The sequence below is a fragment of the Cytobacillus sp. FSL R5-0569 genome (genome assembly GCF_038007265.1).
GTDB classification, from domain to species: Bacteria; Bacillota; Bacilli; order Bacillales; family Cytobacillaceae; genus Cytobacillus; species Cytobacillus kochii.
In genome coordinates this window covers 3,222,859-3,246,308 of sequence record NZ_JBBOWW010000001.1, presented here as the reverse complement: position 1 = coordinate 3,246,308, position 23,450 = coordinate 3,222,859, and the positions used below count along the sequence as shown (strand labels likewise).

At 37.0% G+C, this 23,450-nt stretch carries 25 protein-coding genes; 22 read left to right on the top strand and 3 right to left on the bottom strand.

Annotation, left to right across the window (positions count from 1 at the left end; genetic code table 11):
• Nucleotides 1–365 precede the first annotated feature (365 nt).
• Genes dnaJ through mtaB form a run of 4 tightly spaced genes read left to right on the top strand, consistent with a single transcriptional unit; the run spans nt 366 to nt 4,603 of the window.
• Nucleotides 366–1,487, top strand: coding sequence for a molecular chaperone DnaJ (dnaJ, locus tag MKX78_RS16475; RefSeq protein WP_307312851.1), 1,122 nt, complete (start codon nt 366–368; stop codon nt 1,485–1,487).
• A 22-nt stretch (nt 1,488–1,509) separates the two neighbouring features.
• Nucleotides 1,510–2,448 carry a 50S ribosomal protein L11 methyltransferase gene (prmA, locus tag MKX78_RS16470; protein WP_095372510.1) on the top strand — a complete coding sequence of 313 codons (939 nt, stop codon included), beginning with the start codon at nt 1,510–1,512 and terminating at the stop codon, nt 2,446–2,448.
• 58 nt (nt 2,449–2,506) lie between these two features.
• On the top strand, nt 2,507–3,253 hold the full coding sequence (locus MKX78_RS16465; protein ID WP_341051619.1) for a 16S rRNA (uracil(1498)-N(3))-methyltransferase: 747 nt from the start codon (nt 2,507–2,509) through the stop codon (nt 3,251–3,253).
• 6 nt (nt 3,254–3,259) lie between these two features.
• Nucleotides 3,260–4,603, top strand: a complete 1,344-nt coding sequence (mtaB, locus tag MKX78_RS16460; RefSeq protein WP_341051617.1) for a tRNA (N(6)-L-threonylcarbamoyladenosine(37)-C(2))-methylthiotransferase MtaB — start codon at nt 3,260–3,262, stop codon at nt 4,601–4,603.
• Nucleotides 4,604–4,766: 163 nt separating this feature from the next.
• Here the strand turns inward: mtaB and MKX78_RS16455 are convergent, their stop codons facing one another.
• Together MKX78_RS16455 and MKX78_RS16450 are read right to left on the bottom strand one after the other, a co-directional pair.
• Entirely contained in the window at nt 4,767–5,195 is a 429-nt protein-coding gene (locus MKX78_RS16455; protein WP_095372513.1) for a hypothetical protein, read from the bottom strand.
• A gap of 6 nt (nt 5,196–5,201) precedes the next feature.
• Nucleotides 5,202–5,402, bottom strand: a complete 201-nt coding sequence (locus tag MKX78_RS16450) for a helix-turn-helix transcriptional regulator (protein ID WP_157733932.1) — start codon at nt 5,400–5,402, stop codon at nt 5,202–5,204.
• Nucleotides 5,403–5,698: 296 nt separating this feature from the next.
• Between MKX78_RS16450 and deoC the strand changes: the two genes are divergently transcribed.
• The gene (gene deoC / locus MKX78_RS16445; protein WP_095372515.1) at nt 5,699–6,370 is read left to right on the top strand and encodes a deoxyribose-phosphate aldolase; all 672 of its coding nucleotides are present in this window, start codon (nt 5,699–5,701) and stop codon (nt 6,368–6,370) included.
• 80 nt (nt 6,371–6,450) lie between these two features.
• On the opposite strand, the gene MKX78_RS16440 is transcribed toward deoC, so the two are convergent.
• A complete protein-coding gene (locus MKX78_RS16440; RefSeq protein ID WP_095372516.1) occupies nt 6,451–7,377 on the bottom strand; it encodes a Na/Pi symporter in 927 nt (308 codons plus the stop codon).
• A gap of 229 nt (nt 7,378–7,606) precedes the next feature.
• On the opposite strand from MKX78_RS16440, the gene rpsU reads away from it, so the two are divergent.
• From rpsU to glyS, 17 genes are all read left to right on the top strand, one after another.
• Nucleotides 7,607–7,780, top strand: a complete 174-nt coding sequence (rpsU, locus tag MKX78_RS16435) for a 30S ribosomal protein S21 (RefSeq protein WP_066201342.1) — start codon at nt 7,607–7,609, stop codon at nt 7,778–7,780.
• A gap of 16 nt (nt 7,781–7,796) precedes the next feature.
• Nucleotides 7,797–8,240, top strand: a complete 444-nt coding sequence (locus MKX78_RS16430; protein WP_095372517.1) for a GatB/YqeY domain-containing protein — start codon at nt 7,797–7,799, stop codon at nt 8,238–8,240.
• Between the two features lie 226 nt (nt 8,241–8,466).
• The gene (locus MKX78_RS16425) at nt 8,467–9,783 is read left to right on the top strand and encodes an NfeD family protein (protein ID WP_095372518.1); all 1,317 of its coding nucleotides are present in this window, start codon (nt 8,467–8,469) and stop codon (nt 9,781–9,783) included.
• Between the two features lie 24 nt (nt 9,784–9,807).
• Nucleotides 9,808–10,803: a flotillin-like protein FloA gene (gene floA, locus MKX78_RS16420; protein ID WP_095372519.1), complete on the top strand. Its 996-nt coding sequence runs from the start codon at nt 9,808–9,810 to the stop codon at nt 10,801–10,803.
• 43 nt (nt 10,804–10,846) lie between these two features.
• On the top strand, nt 10,847–11,350 hold the full coding sequence (locus MKX78_RS16415; protein WP_095372520.1) for a hypothetical protein: 504 nt from the start codon (nt 10,847–10,849) through the stop codon (nt 11,348–11,350).
• A gap of 73 nt (nt 11,351–11,423) precedes the next feature.
• A complete protein-coding gene (gene yqfC / locus MKX78_RS16410) occupies nt 11,424–11,708 on the top strand; it encodes a sporulation protein YqfC (RefSeq protein WP_095372521.1) in 285 nt (94 codons plus the stop codon).
• A gap of 74 nt (nt 11,709–11,782) precedes the next feature.
• On the top strand, nt 11,783–12,976 hold the full coding sequence (gene yqfD / locus MKX78_RS16405; RefSeq protein ID WP_341051614.1) for a sporulation protein YqfD: 1,194 nt from the start codon (nt 11,783–11,785) through the stop codon (nt 12,974–12,976).
• Nucleotides 12,973–13,935 (top strand): PhoH family protein, encoded by a 963-nt coding sequence (locus MKX78_RS16400; RefSeq protein WP_095372523.1) that lies wholly within the window; start codon nt 12,973–12,975, stop codon nt 13,933–13,935. Before yqfD ends, MKX78_RS16400 begins: the two co-directional genes overlap by 4 nt.
• A gap of 414 nt (nt 13,936–14,349) precedes the next feature.
• Complete coding sequence (locus MKX78_RS16395) at nt 14,350–16,530, top strand: HD family phosphohydrolase (protein WP_095372524.1); 2,181 nt, start codon at nt 14,350–14,352, stop codon at nt 16,528–16,530.
• Nucleotides 16,527–16,997 carry an rRNA maturation RNase YbeY gene (gene ybeY / locus MKX78_RS16390; RefSeq protein WP_095372525.1) on the top strand — a complete coding sequence of 157 codons (471 nt, stop codon included), beginning with the start codon at nt 16,527–16,529 and terminating at the stop codon, nt 16,995–16,997. The genes MKX78_RS16395 and ybeY overlap by 4 nt, the downstream gene beginning before the upstream one ends.
• Nucleotides 16,975–17,358: a diacylglycerol kinase family protein gene (locus MKX78_RS16385; protein ID WP_341051610.1), complete on the top strand. Its 384-nt coding sequence runs from the start codon at nt 16,975–16,977 to the stop codon at nt 17,356–17,358. The genes ybeY and MKX78_RS16385 overlap by 23 nt, the downstream gene beginning before the upstream one ends.
• 330 nt (nt 17,359–17,688) lie before the next feature.
• A complete protein-coding gene (locus MKX78_RS16380; protein WP_224935947.1) occupies nt 17,689–18,087 on the top strand; it encodes a cytidine deaminase in 399 nt (132 codons plus the stop codon).
• Entirely contained in the window at nt 18,080–18,991 is a 912-nt protein-coding gene (gene era / locus MKX78_RS16375; protein ID WP_307312867.1) for a GTPase Era, read from the top strand. The genes MKX78_RS16380 and era overlap by 8 nt, the downstream gene beginning before the upstream one ends.
• Nucleotides 18,992–19,138: 147 nt before the next feature.
• On the top strand, nt 19,139–19,282 hold the full coding sequence (locus MKX78_RS16370; protein WP_095372529.1) for a YqzL family protein: 144 nt from the start codon (nt 19,139–19,141) through the stop codon (nt 19,280–19,282).
• Between the two features lie 29 nt (nt 19,283–19,311).
• Nucleotides 19,312–20,067 (top strand): DNA repair protein RecO, encoded by a 756-nt coding sequence (gene recO / locus MKX78_RS16365; RefSeq protein ID WP_095372530.1) that lies wholly within the window; start codon nt 19,312–19,314, stop codon nt 20,065–20,067.
• A gap of 372 nt (nt 20,068–20,439) precedes the next feature.
• Nucleotides 20,440–21,330, top strand: coding sequence for a glycine--tRNA ligase subunit alpha (gene glyQ / locus MKX78_RS16360; RefSeq protein WP_095372531.1), 891 nt, complete (start codon nt 20,440–20,442; stop codon nt 21,328–21,330).
• Nucleotides 21,323–23,395 (top strand): glycine--tRNA ligase subunit beta, encoded by a 2,073-nt coding sequence (gene glyS, locus MKX78_RS16355; protein ID WP_307312869.1) that lies wholly within the window; start codon nt 21,323–21,325, stop codon nt 23,393–23,395. Before glyQ ends, glyS begins: the two co-directional genes overlap by 8 nt.
• Nucleotides 23,396–23,450: the final 55 nt, after the last annotated feature.

Below are 23,450 nucleotides of genomic sequence, written 5' to 3'. Positions count from 1 at the left end.
AAGTGGCATTTGTTTTAGAAATAAGAAGTAAGGAAGCAATCGTCAGCTTACTTCTTATTTCTAAACTATAAACCACACTTTGTTAATGAAAAGAACATAAAATAGTCATAAAAATCATGTATCCTCACCCGTAGAGGTGAAATAAAGTGGACGAACTGCTTTCGCTTTTTTATGATCTAGCTGCAGGTGCCATCGGCTTGAGGTCATAAGTCAAAGCTGTGTCTATGAGGTAAGAACAACCTCATAGACAACCTCGCCTTATGCTTGTCGCTCCAGAGCAAGCCGCTTCCGCTTTTCTTATTGCCTTTTGGGTTGGTGGGATGATACAATTATTTTTATGTGAAATGGATCGGGGAGTGGTAATCATGGATAAAAGAGATTACTATGAAGTCCTAGGCGTAAGTAAAGGTGCGTCTAAGGATGAAATAAAGAAAGCATACAGAAAATTATCGAAGAAGTATCATCCGGATATTAATAAAGAACCGGGTGCGGATGAAAAGTTTAAAGAAGTGAAAGAAGCTTATGAAGTATTGAGTGATGATCAGAAAAAAGCTCATTACGATCAATTTGGTCATACAGATCCAAACCAAGGTTTTGGTGGTGGAGGTGGCTTCGAAGGCTTTGGTGGCTTTGAAGATATCTTCAGTTCTTTCTTTGGTGGAGGATCAAGAAGAAGAGATCCGAATGCACCGCGCCAAGGTGCTGATTTGCAATATAATATGACGGTATCTTTCGAAGATGCCGCTTTTGGTAAAGATACTGAAATTGAAATTCCACGTGAAGAAACGTGTGAAACATGTAATGGTTCAGGCGCGAAACCTGGGACGAAACCTGAAACGTGTAAACATTGTCATGGTTCCGGTCAATTAAATGTAGAGCAAAATACACCGTTTGGTAAGATTGTCAACCGTCGTGTATGTAATTATTGTAACGGTACAGGCAAAGAGATTAAACATAAATGTTCAACATGTGGTGGCGACGGTAAAGTGAAAAAACGTCGCAAAATCAGTGTGAAAATTCCAGCAGGTATTGATGATGGTCAGCAACTTCGTGTATCTTCTCAAGGGGAACCTGGTGTAAACGGTGGACCAGCAGGTGATTTATATGTTGTTTTCCACGTTCGTGCACATGAGTTCTTTGAGAGGGATGGCGACGATATTTATTGTGAAATGCCAGTTACATTTGTGCAGGCTGCACTTGGGGATGAAGTAGAAGTTCCAACACTTCACGGCAAGGTTAAGCTCAAAGTACCAGCAGGAACACAGACAGGTACAAAGTTCCGTCTAAAAGGAAAAGGTGTAGCTAATGTGAGAGGTTATGGTACTGGTGATCAACATATTATTGTTAGAGTGGTAACACCGACGAAGTTATCAGATAAACAAAGACAGCTATTAAATGAATTTGCAGAAGTGAGTGGCAAAGTACCTCAAGGTGAACAAGAAGATGGGTTTTTCTCAAAAGTAAAGCGTGCCTTTAAGGGTGAATAAGTGAAATGGAGTTGGTAGTAAGATGAAATGGTCAGAGATTAGTGTTCACACGGCGAACGAAGCAGTTGAGCCGATTTCAAATATTCTTCATGAAGCAGGTGCAAGTGGTGTAGTGATTGAAGATCCATTTGAATTGACGAAAGAACGAAGAGATCAATACGGCGAAATCTACCAGCTCGATCCACATGATTATCCAGAGGAAGGCGTAATCGTTAAAGCATATTTACCGATTAATAGCTTTTTAGGCGAAACAGTAGAAGAAATAAAGAATGCCATTAGTAACCTTTTATCGTTTAATATTGATATTGGTAAAAATGAGGTCAGTATTAGTGAAGTGAACGAAGAAGAGTGGGCGACTGCTTGGAAGAAGTACTATCACCCTGTGAAAATCTCTAAACGATTCACGATTGTTCCAACTTGGGAAGAATATACACCAGTAAGTAGTGATGAACTCATTATTGAATTGGATCCAGGAATGGCATTTGGAACAGGAACTCATCCAACAACAGTGATGTGTATTCAAGCACTAGAGCATATTGTTACATCTGGTGATCATATTATCGATGTGGGAACGGGGTCAGGAGTACTCAGTATTGCTGGAGCGATGCTCGGTGCAGAGAATATTACTGCACTCGATTTGGACGAAGTAGCTGTACGTTCAGCGAAAATCAATATCAAGTTAAATAAAGTGCAGGATATTGTTGAAGTCTCTCAAGGTAATCTGTTAGATAATATTACTGTACAAGCTGAAGTAGTAGTCGCCAATATTTTAGCAGAAGTAATTGTAAGTTTTACAGATGATGTCGCGCAAGTGGTGAAACCAGGAGGTCATTTTATTGCTTCTGGCATTATTCAGCAGAAAAAACAGGCTGTCAAAGAGGCGATGATTTCAAGTGGTTTTGACATTGTTGAGACAATTCAAATGGAAGATTGGGTTGCCATTATAGGTAAAAAGCAGTAATGTACTAGGGGGAGTCATGAATTCCCCCTATTTATTCGTTTAGTAAGGGGTTATATATATGCAACGATATTTTGTGAATCATAGAGAAAATGATCATTTTTTTATTACAGGTGATGATTATCACCACATTACCCGCGTAATGAGGATGAATGTAGGTGACGAAATTATTTGTGTAGACCCTGACGGAAAAGCAGCTCAATGTAAACTGGTTAACATTACCTCTGAAGTGGTAGAGTTAGAAGTTGTACAATGGATAGAGAAAAATGTCGAATTACCTGTTGATGTTACCATTGTGAGCGGATTGCCTAAAGGGGATAAGCTCGAATGGATAATACAAAAAGGCACCGAACTTGGCGCCCATCAGTTTATCCCTTTTATGTCAGCTCGTTCCATTGTAAAGTTAGACGAAAAAAAGGCGAATAAAAAGAAAGATCGTTGGCAAAAGATCGCTAAAGAAGCGGCCGAGCAGTCTCATCGCATCATAGTACCACATGTGTATGGACCACAGTCCTTACAGCAGTTACTAGAAATAAGTAAAAATTATGATTATAAATGTGTCGCTTATGAAGAAAGTAGTAAACAAGGTGAATCATCGGCTTTTCACCAAGTACTCAAGGGTATGTCCCGGGGAGACTCTTTATTATTTATTTTTGGGCCAGAAGGTGGCCTGACAGAAAAAGAAATAACGCTTTTAGAGGATGAAGGGTTTATTTCTTGTGGATTAGGACCAAGAATATTAAGAACTGAAACAGCACCTTCCTATGTACTTTCAGCTGTTTCTTATCATTTTGAATTAATGGAGTGAAGATATATGCCATCAGTAGCTTTTCATACACTTGGTTGTAAAGTAAACCATTATGAAACAGAAGCCATCTGGCAATTGTTTAAAGAAGAAGGATACGATCGTGTCGGTTTTGAATCTACCTCTGATGTGTATGTGATTAACACATGTACGGTTACGAATACTGGTGATAAAAAAAGCAGACAAGTCATTCGTAGAGCCATTCGAAAAAATCCGGACGCTGTCATTTGTGTAACAGGATGCTATGCCCAAACATCACCGGCAGAAATCATGGCCATCCCAGGTGTGGATGTTGTTGTTGGAACACAAGACAGGAAGAAAATGTTAGGGTATATTGAGCAATATAAAAGTGAACGTCAACCGATTAATGGTGTCGGAAATATTATGAAAAATCGGGTTTACGAGGAACTAGATGTTCCGGCCTTTACAGATAGGACGCGTGCTTCATTAAAAATACAAGAAGGTTGTAATAACTTCTGCACTTTTTGTATCATTCCTTGGGCTCGTGGCTTAATGAGATCTAGAGACCCCAAAGAAGTGATTCATCAAGCGCAACAATTAGTGGAGGCTGGTTACAAAGAAATTGTTTTAACCGGGATACATACTGGCGGTTATGGCGAGGATCTTAAGGATTATAATCTAGCTATGCTACTAAAGGATTTAGAAGAACAGGTTAAAGGCATTAAACGGATTCGTATATCCTCTATTGAGGCGAGTCAAATTACGGATGAAGTGATTGAAGTAATTAGAAACTCTAAGGTTGTTGTCCGTCATCTGCATATTCCGATTCAATCAGGATCGGACACAGTATTAAAAAGAATGCGTCGAAAGTATACGATGGCGTTTTTCGCTGAACGTATTGAGCGCTTAAAAGAAGCCTTACCTGGTTTAGCAGTTACTTCAGATGTCATTGTCGGTTTTCCTGGTGAAACAGGAGAAGAATTTATGGAGACGTATGATTTTATTAAAAAACATAAATTCTCAGAGCTTCATGTTTTTCCTTATTCAAGTAGAACAGGCACACCAGCAGCACGAATGACTGATCAAATTGATGAAGAAGTTAAGAATGAAAGAGTTCATCGCTTAATTCATTTATCTGATCAACTAGCGAAAGAGTACGCAAGTCGCTTTGAAGATGAAGTACTCGAGATCATCCCTGAAGAAAAATACAAAGATGCGCCAGACGGGAATTTGTATGTAGGCTATACGGATAATTACTTAAAAGTGATTGTGCCTGCAACAGAAGAGATGGTAGGTAAATTAGTCAAAGTGAAGATAACAAAAGCAGGTTATCCATATAACGAAGGGCAATTTATTCGTGTCATGGATGAGATGAAAGAAAAAGCAATATAAACGATTAGAGCTGACCGTTCATTGACCGGTCAGCTTTTTTTACTGCATTTTTATTCCGTAAGAAAAATAGCCGGAGTAAGGTAAATGGTGAATCTAGGAAAACGAATGAAACCCTAAGTAATTCTTTATTTTAGGTGATCCCTTAATAGGTTATTTTTCAATTTTATTCGGATTCTTTATCTTGTCGATTTTTTCTTAAGTAATAGATATAAATGATTGGAATTAGGCCACAAATAAATAGAATAGCACCCACAATTACTCCATTCATGATAGAAAATCCTTGTGTGAGAGATACAAAAAAACCAACAACTGTTGTAATCAAAATAAGAATTACTAATGAAATAATTAGACTTTTCCGGGGGTTTATCTTATTATCTTCATGGTCTGCACTAATACTCATTGATAAATAGGCTGAAACAACTGCGGTTATTATAAATACTGTCCATAGTGGGTTTTTTCTCATTTCATCTAACCCACCTGTAACTAAGTCATAACCTAAAATTCCAAGAATTCCAATGGTCTGGATGATAAATGCAATACGTATATTTTTTAAATTTTGTAGAACTAAACGTTCATCTGTGATTTTTTTCATATATTATCAGCCTCCTTTTTCTATCCAAAATACTTCATCTAAAGTTTTATTAACTGCGTAACATATATCCAAACATAACTTGAGAGAAGGGTTATACTTACCCTTCTCAATTAAACTGATGGTTTGGCGAGTAACACCTATCTTTTCTGCAAGTTGTTGTTGTGTTAAATCTACTTGTATACGAGAAATCTTAACCTTATTATCCAAATATTGTATCACTCCTTTTATAAACGTAACATATATTTTACATTTTTCAATATATATATTACATGAATAATAGCTTTTCAATATAAGGATAATAAAAGTCCTGGGAATAAATAATGTCCTTAACATCTTGTAAAACAGTCTTATTATCTTTTGGAACCTAAATTAAAACAGTTTTTCTCATTTTACTAAAGAGAATCTCGATATTTCATTCATAAAATGATATGATAACAGAGGTACGGACAACTAGCAGAAGAATTAAGTATAAAAGCATTTTATAAAAAAAGGAGAGTTCATTGATGACAAATAATATAGCAAAAATGATTGATCATACATTATTGAAGGCTGATGCAACGGTTGAGCAAATTAATACTTTATGTAACGAGGCAAAAGAGAACGGTTTTGCTTCTGTATGTGTAAATCCAACATGGGTTTCACAAGCGGCTAAACTTTTACAGGGATCAGATGTGGCTGTTTGTACAGTCATTGGCTTCCCTTTAGGTGCATCGGATAAAGAAGTTAAATCTTTTGAAACAACACAAGCCATCAAACAAGGGGCCACAGAAGTTGATATGGTTATTAATATTGGCGCACTTAAAAGTGGGAAATTAGAAGTTGTGGAGGAGGATATCCGTGCAGTTGTGGAAGCGGCAGATGGTAAGGCTTTAACAAAAGTGATTATCGAAACTAGTTTGTTAACAGATGCTGAAAAAGTAATTGCATGTCAATTGGCTGTTAAAGCAGGAGCGGATTACGTTAAAACATCAACTGGTTTCTCAACGGGTGGCGCGACTGTTGCTGACGTGAAATTAATGAGAGAAACGGTAGGTCCCGATATTGGCGTCAAAGCTTCTGGTGGAGTGAGAAGTGCAGAAGATGCACAAGCAGTTATTGATGCTGGTGCGACTAGAATCGGTGCAAGCTCAGGCATTGCTATCGTAAATGGATTAACAAGTACAACAGATTATTAATCTAGTTGTTGAAAGAGAGGCGGACATTCTGAATGTTCGTCTCTCTTTTTAACTGTGGTGTATATTAGCAACGATATTCACTACTTTTTACGGTCATGTAGGCGAATAATCAAGTCACTAAAAGGTTTGGCAAAAGGTAGAACGAGAAGTGAAGTAATGACATTAAAAAGGACACCAACATGAGCAAGTTGCCTATCAATTTGGTCTGCTGAACCAATACCGAAATTTGTTAGCAGCTCAATAAAAGGATAGAAGAGAAGAACACCTATAATATTCAACCAAATGTGAGCATAGGCAGTTAACTTTGCTTCTCTACGTCCACCGATACTGGCGAGATATGCGTCAGCGCATGTGCCGATGTTGGAACCAAGCATAATAGCAATCGCTGTACTAAGGTCCATCCCACCTGCTGTTAAAAATCCCATTAGAATACCTGTAGTGGCAGTGCTTGACTGGATAATCGCAGTAAGAACAATACCGGTTATTACGGCTAATAATAGACTTTGATCTAATGTAATAAGAAAATCTTTTACCCATGGGGTTTCTTTAATGGTAAAAGCTAAATGTTCAAACCCCCTCATAGCAGCAAATACGCAAGCAATACCCATTAATCCAATGCCGATACTCTGAAATGATCGCCTCCTGATGAATGCACATAACATGCCGATTATAGCAATCGGTAAAATAAAAGATTCTATATCGAAAGTAATTAACTCCGTTGTGATAGTGGTGCCAATGTTTGTCCCTAAAATAATACCAATCGTTTGGCGGAAAGTAAGTAAGTGTACGGCAACTAAACCAATGGTAATAATCATAACTGCGGAGCTACTCTGCATAATAGCAGTTAAGATAATGCCAACCATCATCCCTTTAAGAGGTGTATTTGTAAACTTAGTTAACCAGCGTTTAGTTGAATCTGCTGATAAATAGAATAGCCCTTTCCGCAATAAAGTCATGCCAAAAATAAAAACAGCAATCATTATTATAAAAATGAGTAATGAAGTCATGCTTTGTCCCTCCTAGGAAAGCATATGGTGAAAAATTGAGGGACATGCATAGGAAGAATCAAAAAATTAAATAATAAAAATAAATAAGACAAACGTACATTTATCTTTAAACAGCGAAAGACTAGGTGAAATACAGTTGACCTCACACCGCTGTTATATTATAATTGCAAAGTACATGGTATTCCATGTTGACATGTAAGTGTGTTGTGCTCGGAGGGAGGGAAAGAGAATGTCTAAAACCGTCGTTCGTAAAAACGAATCGCTTGAAGATGCTCTTCGTCGCTTCAAACGTTCAGTATCAAAAACTGGTACTTTGCAAGAAGCAAGAAAGCGCGAATTCTACGAAAAACCAAGTATCAAACGTAAGAAAAAGTCTGAAGCTGCAAGAAAGCGCAAGTTTTAAGAGAGGGTGTATGTAAGTGAGTCTTCTCGAGCGTTTAAATGAAGATATGAAACAAGCGATGAGGAACAAAGAAAAAGATAAGTTAACTGTGATTCGGATGATCAAAGCTTCATTGCAAAATGAGGCGATCAAGGAAGGAAAAGATCTTACCGAGGATCAGGAACTTACTGTCCTTTCTCGCGAAGTAAAGCAACGCAAGGATTCCCTCCATGAATTTGACAAGGCAGGTCGTGAAGATCTAGTTGAAAAAATTCGTACTGAATTACAGTACGTAGAGTTATATATGCCTGAGCAGCTCTCTGATGAAGAGGTATCTGCTATCGTCAAACAAACCATTGCCGATACAGGCGCTACATCGAAAGCTGAAATGGGTAAAGTGATGTCAGCCATTATGCCAAAGCTAAAAGGTAAGGCAGACGGTGCACTTATTAATAAACTTGTACAACAACACCTTTCATAAAAAGATGTACGGAAAGACCGGAGCTTTCGAGCTTACGGTCTTTTTATTTTGTCTAAAAGATGCCATACTAGTAGTAAGGTTTCTTTTATATATATTACATAGTCACACTTTTTTACTTTATGTAATTATAAATAATCAAAATAAGAAAAGAAAAATGAAACCTTTTCACGCGTCAGCCGTATAACTATCATAGGTATTTCTGTAAAAGGGGGGAGGGGAGAAGAGAATGAGAAAAGCGACAATCATCCTTTCATTTTTATGGGCATTTTTCGTAATGATGACACCGATCAGCAAGGCTGATAACGAGGTTGTGTATGTCGTACCAATAGAAGATACTGTTGAAAAAGGATTGCATGCTTTTATCAATAGAGCGGTGACTACAGCTGAAGAAAATCAAGCAAGTGCGATTATTTTCGAAGTAAACACGCCTGGCGGTGAAGTAGAAGCAGCTAAGGAAATTGGCAGAGTATTAACATCTACAAATATTAAAACGATTTCATTTGTAAATAAACAAGCATTGTCAGCTGGTGCGTATATTTCATTAAACATGGATGAGATTTATATGACGCCCGGGGCTACAATGGGATCGGCGGCGATTATCGACCAAGAAGGCAACACAGCTGACAAAAAAGCAGTTTCAGCATGGTTATCTGCTATGACTGCAGCTGCTGAACAAAGTGGGAGAGATCCAGAAATTGCTCAAGCAATGGCAGATGATTCAATCGATCTACCTGAATTAGGTGCACCAAAAGGAAAGCTATTGACATTAACTGCTAGTCAAGCAGACGAGGTAGAATATTCAGAAGGAACATTTGCTACGCAAGCAGAGCTTTTAGAACATTTAGGTTATGAAGATGCAGAAGTAAGGTCTATCGAGGAAAGTTTTTCTGAGAAATTGGCTAGATTCATTACACATCCAATCATCGTGCCTATTCTTCTTTCTATAGGAAGCATTGGATTATTGCTAGAGCTCTATTCTCCTGGTTTTGGTATTCCAGGTATAATGGGACTCACAGCTCTTGGTTTATTTTTCTATGGTCATATGGTTGCTGGATTTGCCGGGTATGAATCACTCATTGTATTTATTATTGGAATTGGGTTAATTATCGCAGAGTTTTTCCTCCCAGGTGGTATCGCCGGTGTGTTGGGGATTGCTGCAGTAATTGGGAGTTTATTCATGGCTGGGGCTGATGTGCAACAAATGGCAACCTCCATTATGATTGCGGCTATATTATCTATTGCGGTTTCTATTCTAATGGTAAAGGTGTTTGGTAAAAAAATGAAATTTTTCAAAAAACTAATTTTAAGCGATTCTACAAATACTGAAAGAGGATACATCTCAAATAAATCCCGTTCAGAGCTAATTGGAAAACAAGGTTATGCTTTAACAGGGTTACGTCCATCAGGAACGATTGTCATTGAAAATGAAAGAATTGATGTCGTTAGTGAAGGTGGATTTATTAAAAAAGATGCAAAAGTGGAAGTCATAAAAGCAGAGGGCTCGAGAGTAGTCGTCCGTGAATTAACAAATTTAGATAAATAACCAAGTATTTTAGGAGGTAATTGAATGGAACCTATTTCTATTATGACGATCGTAATTGTGGTATTAGCAATTATTGCTCTTGCCATACTCTTCACATTCGTACCAGTTATGCTGTGGATCTCAGCATTAGCAGCAGGTGTTAAGGTAAGTATTTTCACCCTTATTGGAATGAGATTAAGACGAGTAATTCCAAGCCGCGTAATTAATCCATTAATTAAAGCACATAAAGCAGGATTAGAAGTTCATACCAATCAACTTGAAAGTCATTATTTGGCAGGTGGTAATGTAGATAGAGTAGTGAATGCTTTAATTGCAGCGCATCGTGCCAATATGGAATTAAGTTTTGAAAGAAGTGCGGCGATTGACCTAGCTGGTCGTGATGTACTTGAAGCAGTTCAAATGAGTGTTAATCCAAAAGTAATTGAAACACCATTTATTTCTGGTGTAGCGATTAATGGTATCGAAGTGAAAGCAAAAGCAAAAATTACTGTAAGAGCCAATATTGACCGACTAGTCGGGGGTGCTGGAGAAGAAACAATCATTGCCCGTGTTGGTGAGGGGATTGTCTCTACAATTGGTTCATCTACAAGACATACAGAAGTATTGGAAAACCCAGACATGATCTCTCAAACTGTCCTTGCTAAAGGGTTAGATGCTGGTACAGCATTTGAAATTCTATCCATTGATATAGCTGATGTGGACATCGGTAAAAACATTGGTGCAGAATTGCAAACAGAGCAAGCGGAAGCTGATAAAAATATTGCCCAAGCCAAAGCGGAAGAACGTCGTGCAATGGCTGTTGCCAAAGAGCAAGAGATGAAAGCGAAAGTTGAAGAGATGAGAGCGAAAGTTGTGGAAGCAGAATCTCAAGTTCCTTTAGCGATGGCAGATGCATTAAAAAGTGGCAATATTGGCGTGATGGATTATATGAATATCCAAAATATTGAAGCTGATACAGAAATGAGAGACTCGATTAGTAAAGTATCAGATGACTCAAAACAAGGGCCGAAGAAAGATTGAATGTCCTAATCGGACTCACCTCTAGAGGGGAGTGTTGTATCTCATGATTGATTTTTTGTTGGAAAATCCTTTATTATTGGTTTTTCTTATCGGGATCATTACTTCCTTATTTGGTAAGAAAGTAAATGACCAGCAGTCAGACAAACAGAAGCAGCCACGTGGAAAGTCTGTCGAAGAGCAAGAAGAAGCTAGGCGTCAGATGATGGATGCAGAGAAACAAGAAGAAGGGCCACCTGTTTATGATCGCAACGAAGAGAAGTTAAAACGTTACGCGAAGGCTACTATGCAAGAAGCTGGTGTAGAAGTCTCGGATCGTAAAAAAGAAGCAGAAGAGCGACTGGCTGATTTAAGAAAACAAAAAGAAGAAGCGCAAAAACGAGCAAGTGCCTTCCTTTCAGCAACAAAAAATAAAAATGTGGCCAATAACAATGTAGATCAACCTAGTATGAGAGTCTCTAATAAACAATTAGTTGACGCGGTTGTTTGGTCAGAAATTCTCGGACAACCGAGATCAAGGAACCCACATCGAACGATGAAAAGAAAATAAAATTTGCTGTTGAATTCAGTGCTAGAACCATCCTTTCTCTCATACATATGAGATGAAAGGGGGTTCTTTTTTTATGGCAAAAAAATGGGGAGAACGACTAAGAAGCTGGATGACAAAAAATATGGAACTTCCTCAAGATGTCATGATGGATTTGCCCCGCATTACTATGATTGGACAAATTCATATTTATATTGAGAACCACCGCGGTTTACTTGGTTTTTCAGATAAAGAAGTAAGGTTGTTATTAGAGCATGGTCAACTGCTCATTAAAGGGAATAACTTTGTTATTAAAACAATTATGCCTGAAGAAATCTTATTGCAAGGAACAATTGATCAAGTTCTTTTTGTAGCTGAGTAAATTTGATGTGGGAAGGGTCGCTATTCTATTACAAGGTTAGCGATTTCCACCTGCTCAAATATGAGGAGGATAAGATGAAAAATCAATGGCTCTTTTTTTTAAAAGGAATCGTCACAGTTAGGACAAGCGGTAGAGGAAGTGAAAGATTTTTAAATACTTTAACGAGAGCTGGTGTATCCATTTGGAATGTTAAAGCCCATGGAAGCCAAGTGCTTACATTTCAAATGAAATTAGATGATTTACCGACTTTAAGACAATATGCAAGAAGTGCCGACTGCAAATTTGAGTTTGTCGGCCGCAAAGGATTGCCCTTCATGAAAAAGCGTATGCTAAGGAATAGTGGATTCTTATTAGGGGCAATAGCTTTCTTAGTTGTAGTTATTTTGTTGTCAAACATGGTATGGGGGATCGAAATTAAAGGAGCAAATCCAGCAACAGAATATAAGATGGAAAAAGAGTTAGAGAAAATTGGTGTAAAAAAAGGGAAGCTACAATTCTTTATAGATACACCTGAAGGTATACAACGGTATTTAACAGAAAATGTGAATGAAATTACTTGGGTCGGTGTGGAGTTGAAAGGGACAACCTATCATCTTCAAGTGGTAGAAAAAAATGAACCAAAGAAAACAGAGATATTAAGTCCGCAGCATTTAGTGGCAAAGAAAAAAGGAACCATTATCGGTATGTTTATTGAGGAGGGAGAAGCAAAGGCGAAAATTAATGACTTTGTAAAACCAGGTCAATTATTAGTTTCAGGCCTAATTGGAAATGATGAAAGAAAGAAGATAGTGCCTGCCAAAGGGGAAGTATTAGCGGAAACGTGGTATAAAGCGAATGTAGCTTATCCATTAGAGAAAAAGTCCAAAGTATACACTGGTGATCAAAAAGTGAAAAATATATTGGAGCTTGGATCATTAAAGATTCCTTTTTGGGGCTTTGGAAATATAGGTTTTGACCACTATGTAAAGGAAGAGGACAAGCGGCAAGTTAAATTTCTAAAATGGGAGTTACCGATTGCAGTTACAAAAAACATCTACAGAGAAGCAGAAGAGATGACACAAGTTTATACAGAAAAAGAGGCGATTGTAGAAGCGAAGAAATTAGCTAGAAGTAAAATTAAAAAGCAGCTAGATGAAGATGCTACCATTAAAGGGGAAAATGTTTTGCACCAAACGATAGAGAATGGTAAAGTTAAATTATCAATACATTTCCAAATTATTGAGAATATTGCTGAGGAACAACCAATAATCCAAGGAGATAAAGAATGACAGAAGATTTAAAGACATTAAATGTACAATTTGAAAACCCAAATGAAGCCATTGCCCTCTTAGGTAATGGTGACACAAATATTAAACTAATTGAACAACAGTTATCGGTATCAATTGTAACAAGAGGCGAATCTGTTTATGTATCAGGTGAGAAAGAAACTGTGGCCATTGCAGGTGACGTAATTGAGCAACTTCTTTACGTTATTAGAAAAGGTATTCAAATTAGTGGTAGGGATATTATTTACGCATTAGAGATGGCAAGGAAGGGTACACTAGAATATTTCAAAGAACTTTATGAAGAAGAAATAATGAAAAATGCAAAAGGTAAATCGATTCGAGTTAAAACCTTAGGTCAGCGCCAATATATTATGGCTATGAGACAGAAAGATTTAGTTTTTGGTATTGGTCCTGCAGGAACGGGAAAAACCTACTTAGCTGTTGTAATGGCAGTGAATGCCCTTAAGAATGGACAAGTGAAAAAAATTATTCTTACTCGTCCAGCTGTAGAAGCAGGAGAGAGTTTAGGGTTTTTACCAGGTGACTTAAAGGAAAAGGTCGATCCGTATTTACGTCCTTTGTATGATGCGCTTCATGATATACTTGGAGCAGAGCATACAGAAAGGTTAATTGAAAGAGGAACAATTGAAATTGCCCCACTTGCTTATATGAGGGGACGTACGTTAGATGATGCTTATGTTATTTTAGATGAAGCGCAAAACGCAACACAAGCGCAAATGAAAATGTTCTTAACACGTTTAGGTTTTGGATCAAAAATGGTTATTACTGGTGACAAAAGCCAAATCGACCTTCCTCGTGGGGCTAGATCGGGACTCGTGGTAAGTGAACAAATATTAAATGGTGTTTCTGGAATTGGTTTTATTCATTTAGAACAAAGTGACGTTGTCAGACACCCGCTTGTTGCAAAAATCATTCAAGCATACGAAGAAAATGCTGAATAAATGGCTGTTTTAGCAACACAATCAGGAACAAATTCTGCTTTTTGAATCAGAGTTTGTTCTTTTTTATCGTGAACTATATATGATCCGACATTATGATTATTTTAATGATACATATCTTATTAAAATAATCATAAATGGGAAGAACTTGTAAGGTGAAATGCTTAAGCCAAAAGTGGGGTATGTGACGATATGTAAAGGAATAATACTCGCTCTTTCTTGATTTCTGCTGACAATCTCTCGAGCTAGGAGTGATTGTTATTTGGAGTATATGGAAGAATAGGGTAAGATAAGGATGATTACATATTGTCATCAATTAAAAATATTAGTGTAATTTTGAAAAAAAACTGTTATGATTTTACATAATTAAGGAAGAAAAGAATTTCTCAGAGATACTTAGGATTGGAGGTCTCGTTAATGGATAAACTCCATCACTACATACATAAAATTAGAAATTTATTAAAAATGACATTTGTGAGGGTTTTGCTCTTTGTTCTACTTGGAATCATTATGTACGCAACAATGTTTTCAAATGTACGGCCAGAGAAATTGGAATTAAGTCTTTTTTCTGTAGCAGAGCAAACGATTCGTTCGCCGGTTACGATTGAAGACAAAGAAAGTACCGAAAAGAAAAAGAAAGAAGCTGAAAACCAGGTTGAGGACGTTTATGTTGTAAAAAAAGAAATTGCACAAAACCGAGTGGATCTCATAACATCAATTTTTGATACCGTTTCTGCAGTAAATGAAGAAGCAGCGGAGGAAAACGAGCAAGCTTCAGAAAAGGCGAAAGAAAGTGAAAAGGATGAAAAACCAAAGCTTGTTAGTCTTGATGAGAAACTTGAGCGCACAAAATCACAATTAACAGAAGAAGTAACGAAGGAAATCTCAGATAGCGTATTGAGAACGTTATTAGAAGCCAGCCCTAATCAATTATCAATTGCAAAAGATGTTACAATTACAGAGATTAATCACGTTATGCAACAAAGGATCCCTGCTGATGGGGTAGAGAATGCTAAAAAACGTGTGCAAGATCAAATTAGCTTAACATCACTCAACAATACTTTAAAAACTGCGATGGTGGAGCTTGGTAGGTATGCTATTTACCAGAATGAATTTTACGCTCCGGAGGAAACGCAAGAGAAACGACAAACAGCTGTTGAATCTGTTGAACCAGTCAAAATATTACAAGGGCAAATACTTGTTGAGCAAAATCAACTCATAAGTAGGGAAGTCTATCGTCAACTTGAACTAGTAGGCATGTTAGATAATGAGAATTCTATCCAACCATTTATTGGACTAGCGCTAGTAGTTCTCATCATTCTAGCAGCCACATATTATTATTTTTATGAGCTTGATAAGCCACAAGAAGTAAAGCAAAATTTCTTATTAGTCTATAGTATTGTTTTCATCATTTCCTTACTACTAATGAAGGGGATTAGCTATATACAGGCATTTGAGTATTCTGATATACTCTATATATTTCCTGCTGCAATGGGTTCGATGTTGATTAAAATACTTATTAGTGAAAAACTTGCCCTTTATTATTCAGTAATTATTGCTATTTGTGGCTCCCTTATCTTTAATGGGTCTATTACTGGAAGTTTTCATGTGACTGCTGCCATTTATATAACTTGCAGTGGAATAGCGGGCGTATTATTTTTAAGTAAACAAAACCAACGATCAAAAATTTTACAAGCTGGCTTACTTGTTTCCGTTGTAAATATTCTAGTGATTTTAGCACTGCTATTGCTAAGAAATGGTCAAGTGGATCTTGTAGAGTACAGTTTTTATATGGTTTCTGGATTTATATCAGCCATTTCCGCAGCTGTTTTAACAATCGGGTTCTTGCCATTTTTTGAGGCAGGCTTCGGTATTCTTTCTGCAATGAAGCTAATAGAGCTATCGAGTCCTAATCATCCGCTCTTAAGAAAGATTTTAACAGAGGCGCCTGGAACATATCACCATAGTGTAATGGTTGCTAATCTGTCAGACTCTGCCTGTGAAGCTATTGGTGCCAATGGACTTCTAGCGAGAGTTGGTTGCTATTATCACGACATAGGGAAGACAAAAAGGCCACAATTCTTTATCGAAAACCAAATAAACATAGACAACCCACATGATAAGCTGCCACCATTGACGAGTAAAAATATTATTATTGCACATGCGCAAGATGGTGCTGATTTGTTAAGAAAGCATAAAATGCCAAAAGAAATTATTGACATTGCTGAACAACATCATGGCACGACTTTACTTAAATTCTTTTACTACAAAGCAAAAGAAAGTGGAGTTGAAGTGAAAGAGGAGGATTTTCGCTATCCTGGTCCAAAGGCACAAACAAAGGAATCGGCTGTGATCGGTATAGCTGATAGCGTTGAGGCAGCTGTGCGCTCGATGTCTCATCCTACTCCAGAACAAATTGATGGTCTTATTCGTAAAATCATTGCTGACCGACTGCAAGATGGGCAGTTAAACGAATGTGATTTAACATTAAAAGAGTTAGAGGTTGTAGCAAAATCATTTAATGAAACATTGAATGGTATTTTCCATTCACGAATTGAATATCCAGAAATGACGAATCAGAAGGTGACACAAGCATGACATTACACATTGACTTTATTGATGAAACAGAAGGACTTACAGAGACGCAAACAAGAGAGATTGAAAACCTTCTACAATTTGCAGCTGTAAAAGAAGTGGTTGAAGAAGATACGGAGATTTCTATTACGTTTGTTGAAAATGAGCGCATACAAGAAATCAATCGTGAATATAGAAATAAAGACAAGGCTACAGATGTGATTTCATTTGCAATGGAAGAAATGGGGGAAGGGGAAATCCCTCTTATCGGAGAAGGGTTGCCTCGCATGTTAGGCGATATTATCATCTCTATTCCTAAAGCAGTGGAACAAGCAGAAGAGTATGGACATAGTTTTATGAGAGAATTAGGATTTTTATCTGTACATGGTTTCCTACATTTACTTGGATATGACCATGAAACAACCGAGGAGGAGAAAATAATGTTTACTCGGCAAAAGGAAATTTTAGATGAATTCGGATTACAGAGATAAAAATTCACGTAAAAAACAATCATTAGTCTCGTCATTTTATTTTGCATTTATCGGGGTCATTACCGCTTTAAAAGCGGAACGAAACTTGAAAATCCACTTTGTGATGACAGTACTAGTCATTTTTTTCGGTATTATTTTTGAATTGACTAAAACAGAATGGCTGTTGATAGGTTTTGCAATAGCTGGGATGATTGCACTTGAGTTAATGAATACAGCTATAGAGCGTGTCGTTGATCTTGTGACAACAGAGCAGCATCCTTTGGCGAAGCAAGCAAAAGATATTGCAGCTGGAGCAGTTCTTATTTATGCCGTTTTAACCGTGATCATTGGCCTTTCTATTTTTTTACCAAAGATCCTTTAAGTGTATAGCCGCAATTGCGGTTATATGCTTTTTTTGTTTTTTAAAACCATTTGCTTTATTTGTTTTAAATAAGTACAAGATGGTATAAAAATTAGTTTGATTCATGAAAAATAGATTTTCATTTTCTTGATTTCAGTGAAATGAAGATAAAACCGTTTGTATAGTAAGCATGATTAAGCTAAAATGACAGAGCATAAGAAATTTATTAAATGGGCTTATTTACTGAAAATTCAATTATTTTATTACAAAATGACAACAACCCATGATTTTACAAAAAAAATAGTGTAAAATAAAAGAAGGCAATCGGCCATTTCAGAAAGGAAGAAACAATTGAACATTGATAAACTAATCGAAGAAGCGAAAATAGCAAGGGACCGGGCATATGTACCGTATTCAAAATTTAAAGTTGGTGCTGCACTTTTGGCAGTAGATGGTACAGTTTTCCACGGATGTAATATAGAGAATGCCGCATATAGTATGTGTAATTGTGCCGAAAGAACGGCGCTTTTTAAAGCATATTCTGATGGCGTAACAGAATTTAAAATGTTAGCAGTTGTTGCAGATACAGACAGACCTGTATCACCATGTGGCGCGTGCAGGCAGGTAATCTCTGAATTATGTTCAAAAGAGATGCCGGTGGTTCTAACAAACTTAAACGGAGATACACAACAATTAACAGTAGAGCAACTATTACCAGGAGCTTTTTCATCGGAGGATTTACATGAATAATCAACAAGGGCATCAATCAGGGTTTATTTCCATTATCGGCAGACCAAATGTAGGAAAGTCTACACTACTTAACCGTGTCATTGGACAAAAAATTGCGATTATGAGTGATAAACCACAAACAACAAGAAACAAAGTACAAGGTGTGCTCACAACAAATGATGCACAGTATATTTTTATCGATACACCAGGAATTCATAAGCCTAAGCATAAATTAGGCGATTTTATGATGAAAGTTGCACAAAATACGCTAAAAGAAGTCGATGCCATTATATTTATGGTGAATGCTGAAGAAGGGTTTGGCAGAGGGGAAGAATTCATTATAGAAAAGTTCCAATCAGTCAAAACACCTGTTTTTCTTGTCATCAATAAAATTGACAAAATTCACCCAGATGCACTATTGTCTGTCATTGAATCTTATAAAGAGAAATATAACTTCTGTGAAATTGTGCCGATATCCGCTTTAGAAGGGAATAATGTTGATCGCCTTCTAGAGCAGCTTAAGGAATATTTACCAGAGGGGCCACAATACTATCCTGCTGATCAAGTAACAGATCATCCGGAGAGGTTTATTATTTCCGAATTGATACGAGAAAAGGCTTTACATTTAACCCGAGAAGAGATTCCTCACTCATTAGCGGTTGTAATTGATAAGATTGAGCGGCAAGAAAAGAAGGATATCATTCATGTCATGGCTACGATTATTGTAGAAAGAGATTCTCAAAAGGGTATTGTTATTGGTAAACAAGGGAAAATGCTCAAAGAGGTCGGACAACGAGCAAGAGTAGATATAGAAAATCTCATGGGAAGTAAGGTTTTCCTCGAATTATGGGTGAAAGTTCAAAAAGATTGGCGTAACAAAATGACCCAGTTAAGAGACTTTGGATTTAGGGAAGATGAATATTAAACCTGTCAACATAGGTTATTGGTGAAATCAAAGAATTATGCATCCATTTAATTAACAATTTTTTCGTCTTATGATTTTCAGAAGACAGGCTATGATAAGAGTATAGATTTAATTGCTAGTAAAAACACAATAAAGGTGGGGTTATCTATGAAAGATTTTACCTGGAAAGTGTTTTCCCAAACAGGTAATATTGACACATATCTTCTTTTTAAAGAAATTGAAAAAGATTACCATGATATACCCGTAGAACAAGATGAAGAACTAGCAGAATTTGATTTTCCGATTTCATAGGTTGTCATCGTATAAGGATGGTGACATCGATGCTTGAAAAATGTGAAGGCATTGTCATTAGAACAGTCAATTATGGCGAAACAAATAAAATTGTCACACTCTTTACAAGAGAGTGGGGAAAGGTTGGTGTGATGGCACGCGGCGCAAAAAAGCCAAATAGTCGGCTTGCTGCTGTCACCCAGCCTTTTACTTATGGCACTTACTTAATACAAAGAAGCAGAGGGCTTGGGACCCTTCAACAAGGTGAAATTTCACTTTCGATGCGGAGCATAAAAGAAGATATTTTCCTTACAGCTTATGTAAGTTACATAGTAGACTTACTGGATAAAGGAACGGAAGAGAAGAAGCCTAATCCTTATCTTTTCGAACTTGTATTTAGATGCATACAAGCAATTGATGAAGGATATGATGCTGAGATTCTAACACATATTTTCGAAATGAAAATGCTCGGCTTATTTGGCTTATATCCTGAGCTTAATCATTGTGCCGTCTGTCAACGAACGGAAGGAACATTTGCTTTTTCTATTAGCCAAAATGGCTTCATTTGTCATCATTGTTTGGATAAAGATCCCTATCATTTAAAGCTTTCTCCTGCTACCGTTAGGTTACTTCGCATTTTTTATTACATGGACTTGTCAAGGCTTGGGAATATATCTGTAAAAGAACAAACCAAACTTGAATTGAAAAAGGTAATAGAAACATACTATGATGAGTATGCAGGCTTGCAATTAAAAACAAAAAGGTTTTTAAATCAAATGAACAATATGAAGGGTTTCATGCAATAATAAGTAAAAGTAAGCTATTGACTTTCGAAAGAAATTCAGCTATTATTTCATTAAATTATAGCTATGTTTAGCAATGAAGGAGAAAAGTACTTCACTCCCTCTATACAAGCGACTCTAGGAGAGTGTGAGCTAGGGAATAGAAAGTGAACGAAGGGCGCTCTGGAGCAACAGGTGAAGTAAAAGAGGCTACGTAAAAGTAAGTAGCAAATAGGGTGGAACCGCGGGTTAACTCTCGTCCCTATGTCTTAATTAAAGGCATAGAGACGAGAGTTTTTTATGCTTTTAAAAGAAAAAATACTTGTCGAAAAGCAAGTGTTTATCTAATGTAGATACCGGTCTTTGGTGACTGAAAAGGAAAGAAAGAGGTGGCTTATGAATATTCAAAATATGATTTTAACGTTGCAAAAGCATTGGTCAGATCAAGGATGTATCTTGATGCAAGCTTATGATACTGAAAAAGGTGCGGGTACAATGAGCCCGTATACATTTTTAAGAGCGATTGGACCTGAACCGTGGAACGTTGCTTATGTAGAGCCTTCTAGAAGACCAGCAGACGGCAGATATGGTGAAAATCCAAACCGTCTCTATCAGCATCATCAATTCCAAGTAATAATGAAGCCTTCACCAGATAATATCCAAGAGCTTTATTTAGCTTCTTTAGAAGCATTAGGTATTGATCCGTTAAAGCATGATATCCGCTTTGTTGAAGATAATTGGGAAAACCCGTCTTTAGGCTGTGCTGGACTCGGTTGGGAAGTATGGCTTGATGGTATGGAAATTACGCAATTTACTTACTTCCAACAAGTCGGAGGATTAGAGTGTAAGCCTGTTTCTGTTGAGATTACATATGGTATTGAAAGGCTTGCCTCTTATATTCAAGATAAGGAAAATGTATTTGAATTAGAATGGACAGAAGGTTTTACTGTCAGAGATATTTTTGGGCAACCCGAATATGAGCATTCAAAGTATACATTCGAAACTTCAGATGTAGATATGTTATTTAATCTCTTTAATATTTATGAAAAAGAAGCTCATCGCCAAATGGAGGTTGGACTCGTTCATCCTGCATATGATTATGTTCTTAAGTGTTCGCACACATTCAACTTATTAGATGCAAGAGGAGCGATTTCTGTCACTGAGAGAACGGGCTATATTGGTCGATGTCGTACACTTGCTCGAAAAATTGCTAAAACCTTTTATGAAGAACGTGAGAAATTAGGATTTCCGATGATACAAGAAAAGGAGGGGGAAGACCATGAGTAAACAAGATCTCCTATTAGAAATTGGCTTAGAAGAAATGCCAGCCCGTTTTGTAACAGATAGCATGAACCAATTATCGGATAAAGTAAAGGCTTGGTTAGTAGAAAAAGGTATTCAATTTGCAGGGATGAAAGCATACTCTACGCCTAGAAGATTAGCTGTACTTGTAGAAGATGTTGAGGAAGCACAGGAAGATGTCCATGAAGAAGCAAAAGGCCCGGCAAAAAAAATTGCACTGAATGACCAAGGTGAGTGGACAAAAGCAGCGATTGGCTTTAGTAGAGGTCAAGGAGCGACGCCTGATGATATTTTCTTTAAAGAAATTAAAGGTGTGGAATATGCACATGTTAAAACCTTTACTAAAGGACAAGAAACGCTGAAATTACTTCCTGAATTAAAAGAGCTCATTCTTTCTATGCATTTCCCAAAGAATATGAAATGGGCAGACAAAGAAATGCGCTTCATTAGACCAATTAAATGGTTAGTGGCAATGTTCGGTGAAAAGGTGGTTCCTTTTGAAATAACAGATGTACAAACAGGTAATACATCTAGAGGGCATCGTTTTTTAGGAAAAGATGTTATTATTACGAATCCTAAATCATACGAAAAAGCTCTGCTTGCAGAATATGTGATTGTAGATGCTGTGGAAAGAAAAGAAGCCATTCGTAAGCAAATCGATAAATTAGAAGAAGAACAAAATTGGCTCGTCCCAATTGATGAAGACTTACTTGAAGAAGTAAATAACTTAGTAGAGTATCCTACTGCTTTATTCGGCAGTTTTGAAGAGGAGTATTTATCATTACCAGAGGAAGTGCTTGTGACTTCGATGAAAGAACATCAGCGTTATTTTCCTGTTAAATCGAAAAGTGGAGACTTATTGCCTCAATTTATAACAGTGAGAAATGGTGGCCACGAACATTTGGATAATGTCGCTCGAGGAAATGAAAAAGTGCTACGAGCAAGATTATCAGATGCAGCATTTTTCTATAATGAAGACCAAAAAACATCCATTGAAACTTCTTTGAAAAAATTAGAAAAAATCGTTTATCATGAAGAAATTGGAACGATGTCTGAGAAAGTAGGACGTGTACGAGCATTAACGAATCATATCGCTCAATTATTATCACTTTCATCAGAGGATAAAAAAGTAGCAGACAGGGCTGCAGAAATTTGTAAGTTTGACCTTGTGACACAAATGGTTTATGAATTTCCAGAACTTCAAGGGTTCATGGGTGAGAAATATGCCTTGCAAAAAGGAGAAGATGCTGTAGTAGCTCAGGCTATTAATGAACATTATATGCCAAGAAACGCACATGATTCTACTGCAAAATCTGTCCCTGGAGCGATTTTATCTATTGCAGAAAAATTAGATACGATTGTTTCTTGTTTTGCAATCGGGATTATTCCAAGTGGTTCACAAGACCCGTATGCGCTAAGAAGACAAGCGACTGGAATCGTTCAAACATTGTTGAATATGAATTGGGAGATTTCGTTTGAGGAGTTAATTAATCAAGCTATCCACCTTACAGAAAATGCTGGCATTAATAAGCAAAAGAATGAGAAAATAAAAGAAGAGTTAATAGCCTTTTTCCGCTTAAGAATAAAGTATATATTACAAGAAAAAGCCATTCGCTATGATTTAATTGATGCTGTGTTAGGCAGTGCATTAACATCGGTCCCAGCGATTATTGAAAGGGCGAAAGTTCTTCATTCAAACAAGGATAATGACAGTTTCAAGGGTGAAATAGAAGCATTAAGTAGGGTCTTGAATATCGCTCAAAAAGCAGAAAGTATGGAAGATGTTCAAATAGAGCTATTTGAGAATGAAGATGAGCATAAGCTATATAATAAATACATTGAAGTAAGAAATAACCTTGATGAAACAACGAATGCAGAGGTTTATTTTAACTATCTTATATCATTAAAACCAGAAATTGATATGTATTTTGAACATACAATGGTAATGGCTGAAGATCCAAAAGTGAAAGCGAATCGTTTAAGCTTTATGGCCCATTTAGCAACGATGATACAATCGTTTGCACAAATGAATCATATACTTGTGAAATGATTTAAATGGAAAGAACCGTTAAATGCTGCCATATGGTTCTTTCCACCCTTTCTCA

Excerpts from the sequence above, each read along its gene's own strand:
- rpsU (WP_066201342.1), top strand. The coding sequence starts at position 7,607 with ATGTCTAAAACCGTCGTTCGTAAAAACGAATCGCTTGAAGATGCTCTT.
- MKX78_RS16440 (WP_095372516.1), bottom strand. The coding sequence starts at position 7,377 with ATGACTTCATTACTCATTTTTATAATAATGATTGCTGTTTTTATTTTT.
- dnaJ (WP_307312851.1), top strand. The coding sequence starts at position 366 with ATGGATAAAAGAGATTACTATGAAGTCCTAGGCGTAAGTAAAGGTGCG.
- recO (WP_095372530.1), top strand. The coding sequence starts at position 19,312 with ATGCTTGAAAAATGTGAAGGCATTGTCATTAGAACAGTCAATTATGGC.
- MKX78_RS16455 (WP_095372513.1), bottom strand. The coding sequence starts at position 5,195 with ATGAAAAAAATCACAGATGAACGTTTAGTTCTACAAAATTTAAAAAAT.
- MKX78_RS16415 (WP_095372520.1), top strand. The coding sequence starts at position 10,847 with ATGATTGATTTTTTGTTGGAAAATCCTTTATTATTGGTTTTTCTTATC.
- yqfC (WP_095372521.1), top strand. The coding sequence starts at position 11,424 with ATGGCAAAAAAATGGGGAGAACGACTAAGAAGCTGGATGACAAAAAAT.
- deoC (WP_095372515.1), top strand. The coding sequence starts at position 5,699 with ATGACAAATAATATAGCAAAAATGATTGATCATACATTATTGAAGGCT.
- MKX78_RS16400 (WP_095372523.1), top strand. The coding sequence starts at position 12,973 with ATGACAGAAGATTTAAAGACATTAAATGTACAATTTGAAAACCCAAAT.
- floA (WP_095372519.1), top strand. The coding sequence starts at position 9,808 with ATGGAACCTATTTCTATTATGACGATCGTAATTGTGGTATTAGCAATT.
- MKX78_RS16465 (WP_341051619.1), top strand. The coding sequence starts at position 2,507 with ATGCAACGATATTTTGTGAATCATAGAGAAAATGATCATTTTTTTATT.
- mtaB (WP_341051617.1), top strand. The coding sequence starts at position 3,260 with ATGCCATCAGTAGCTTTTCATACACTTGGTTGTAAAGTAAACCATTAT.
- yqfD (WP_341051614.1), top strand. The coding sequence starts at position 11,783 with ATGAAAAATCAATGGCTCTTTTTTTTAAAAGGAATCGTCACAGTTAGG.
- MKX78_RS16385 (WP_341051610.1), top strand. The coding sequence starts at position 16,975 with ATGAATTCGGATTACAGAGATAAAAATTCACGTAAAAAACAATCATTA.
- glyS (WP_307312869.1), top strand. The coding sequence starts at position 21,323 with ATGAGTAAACAAGATCTCCTATTAGAAATTGGCTTAGAAGAAATGCCA.
- MKX78_RS16425 (WP_095372518.1), top strand. The coding sequence starts at position 8,467 with ATGAGAAAAGCGACAATCATCCTTTCATTTTTATGGGCATTTTTCGTA.
- prmA (WP_095372510.1), top strand. The coding sequence starts at position 1,510 with ATGAAATGGTCAGAGATTAGTGTTCACACGGCGAACGAAGCAGTTGAG.
- ybeY (WP_095372525.1), top strand. The coding sequence starts at position 16,527 with ATGACATTACACATTGACTTTATTGATGAAACAGAAGGACTTACAGAG.
- glyQ (WP_095372531.1), top strand. The coding sequence starts at position 20,440 with ATGAATATTCAAAATATGATTTTAACGTTGCAAAAGCATTGGTCAGAT.
- MKX78_RS16370 (WP_095372529.1), top strand. The coding sequence starts at position 19,139 with ATGAAAGATTTTACCTGGAAAGTGTTTTCCCAAACAGGTAATATTGAC.
- MKX78_RS16395 (WP_095372524.1), top strand. The coding sequence starts at position 14,350 with ATGGATAAACTCCATCACTACATACATAAAATTAGAAATTTATTAAAA.
- era (WP_307312867.1), top strand. The coding sequence starts at position 18,080 with ATGAATAATCAACAAGGGCATCAATCAGGGTTTATTTCCATTATCGGC.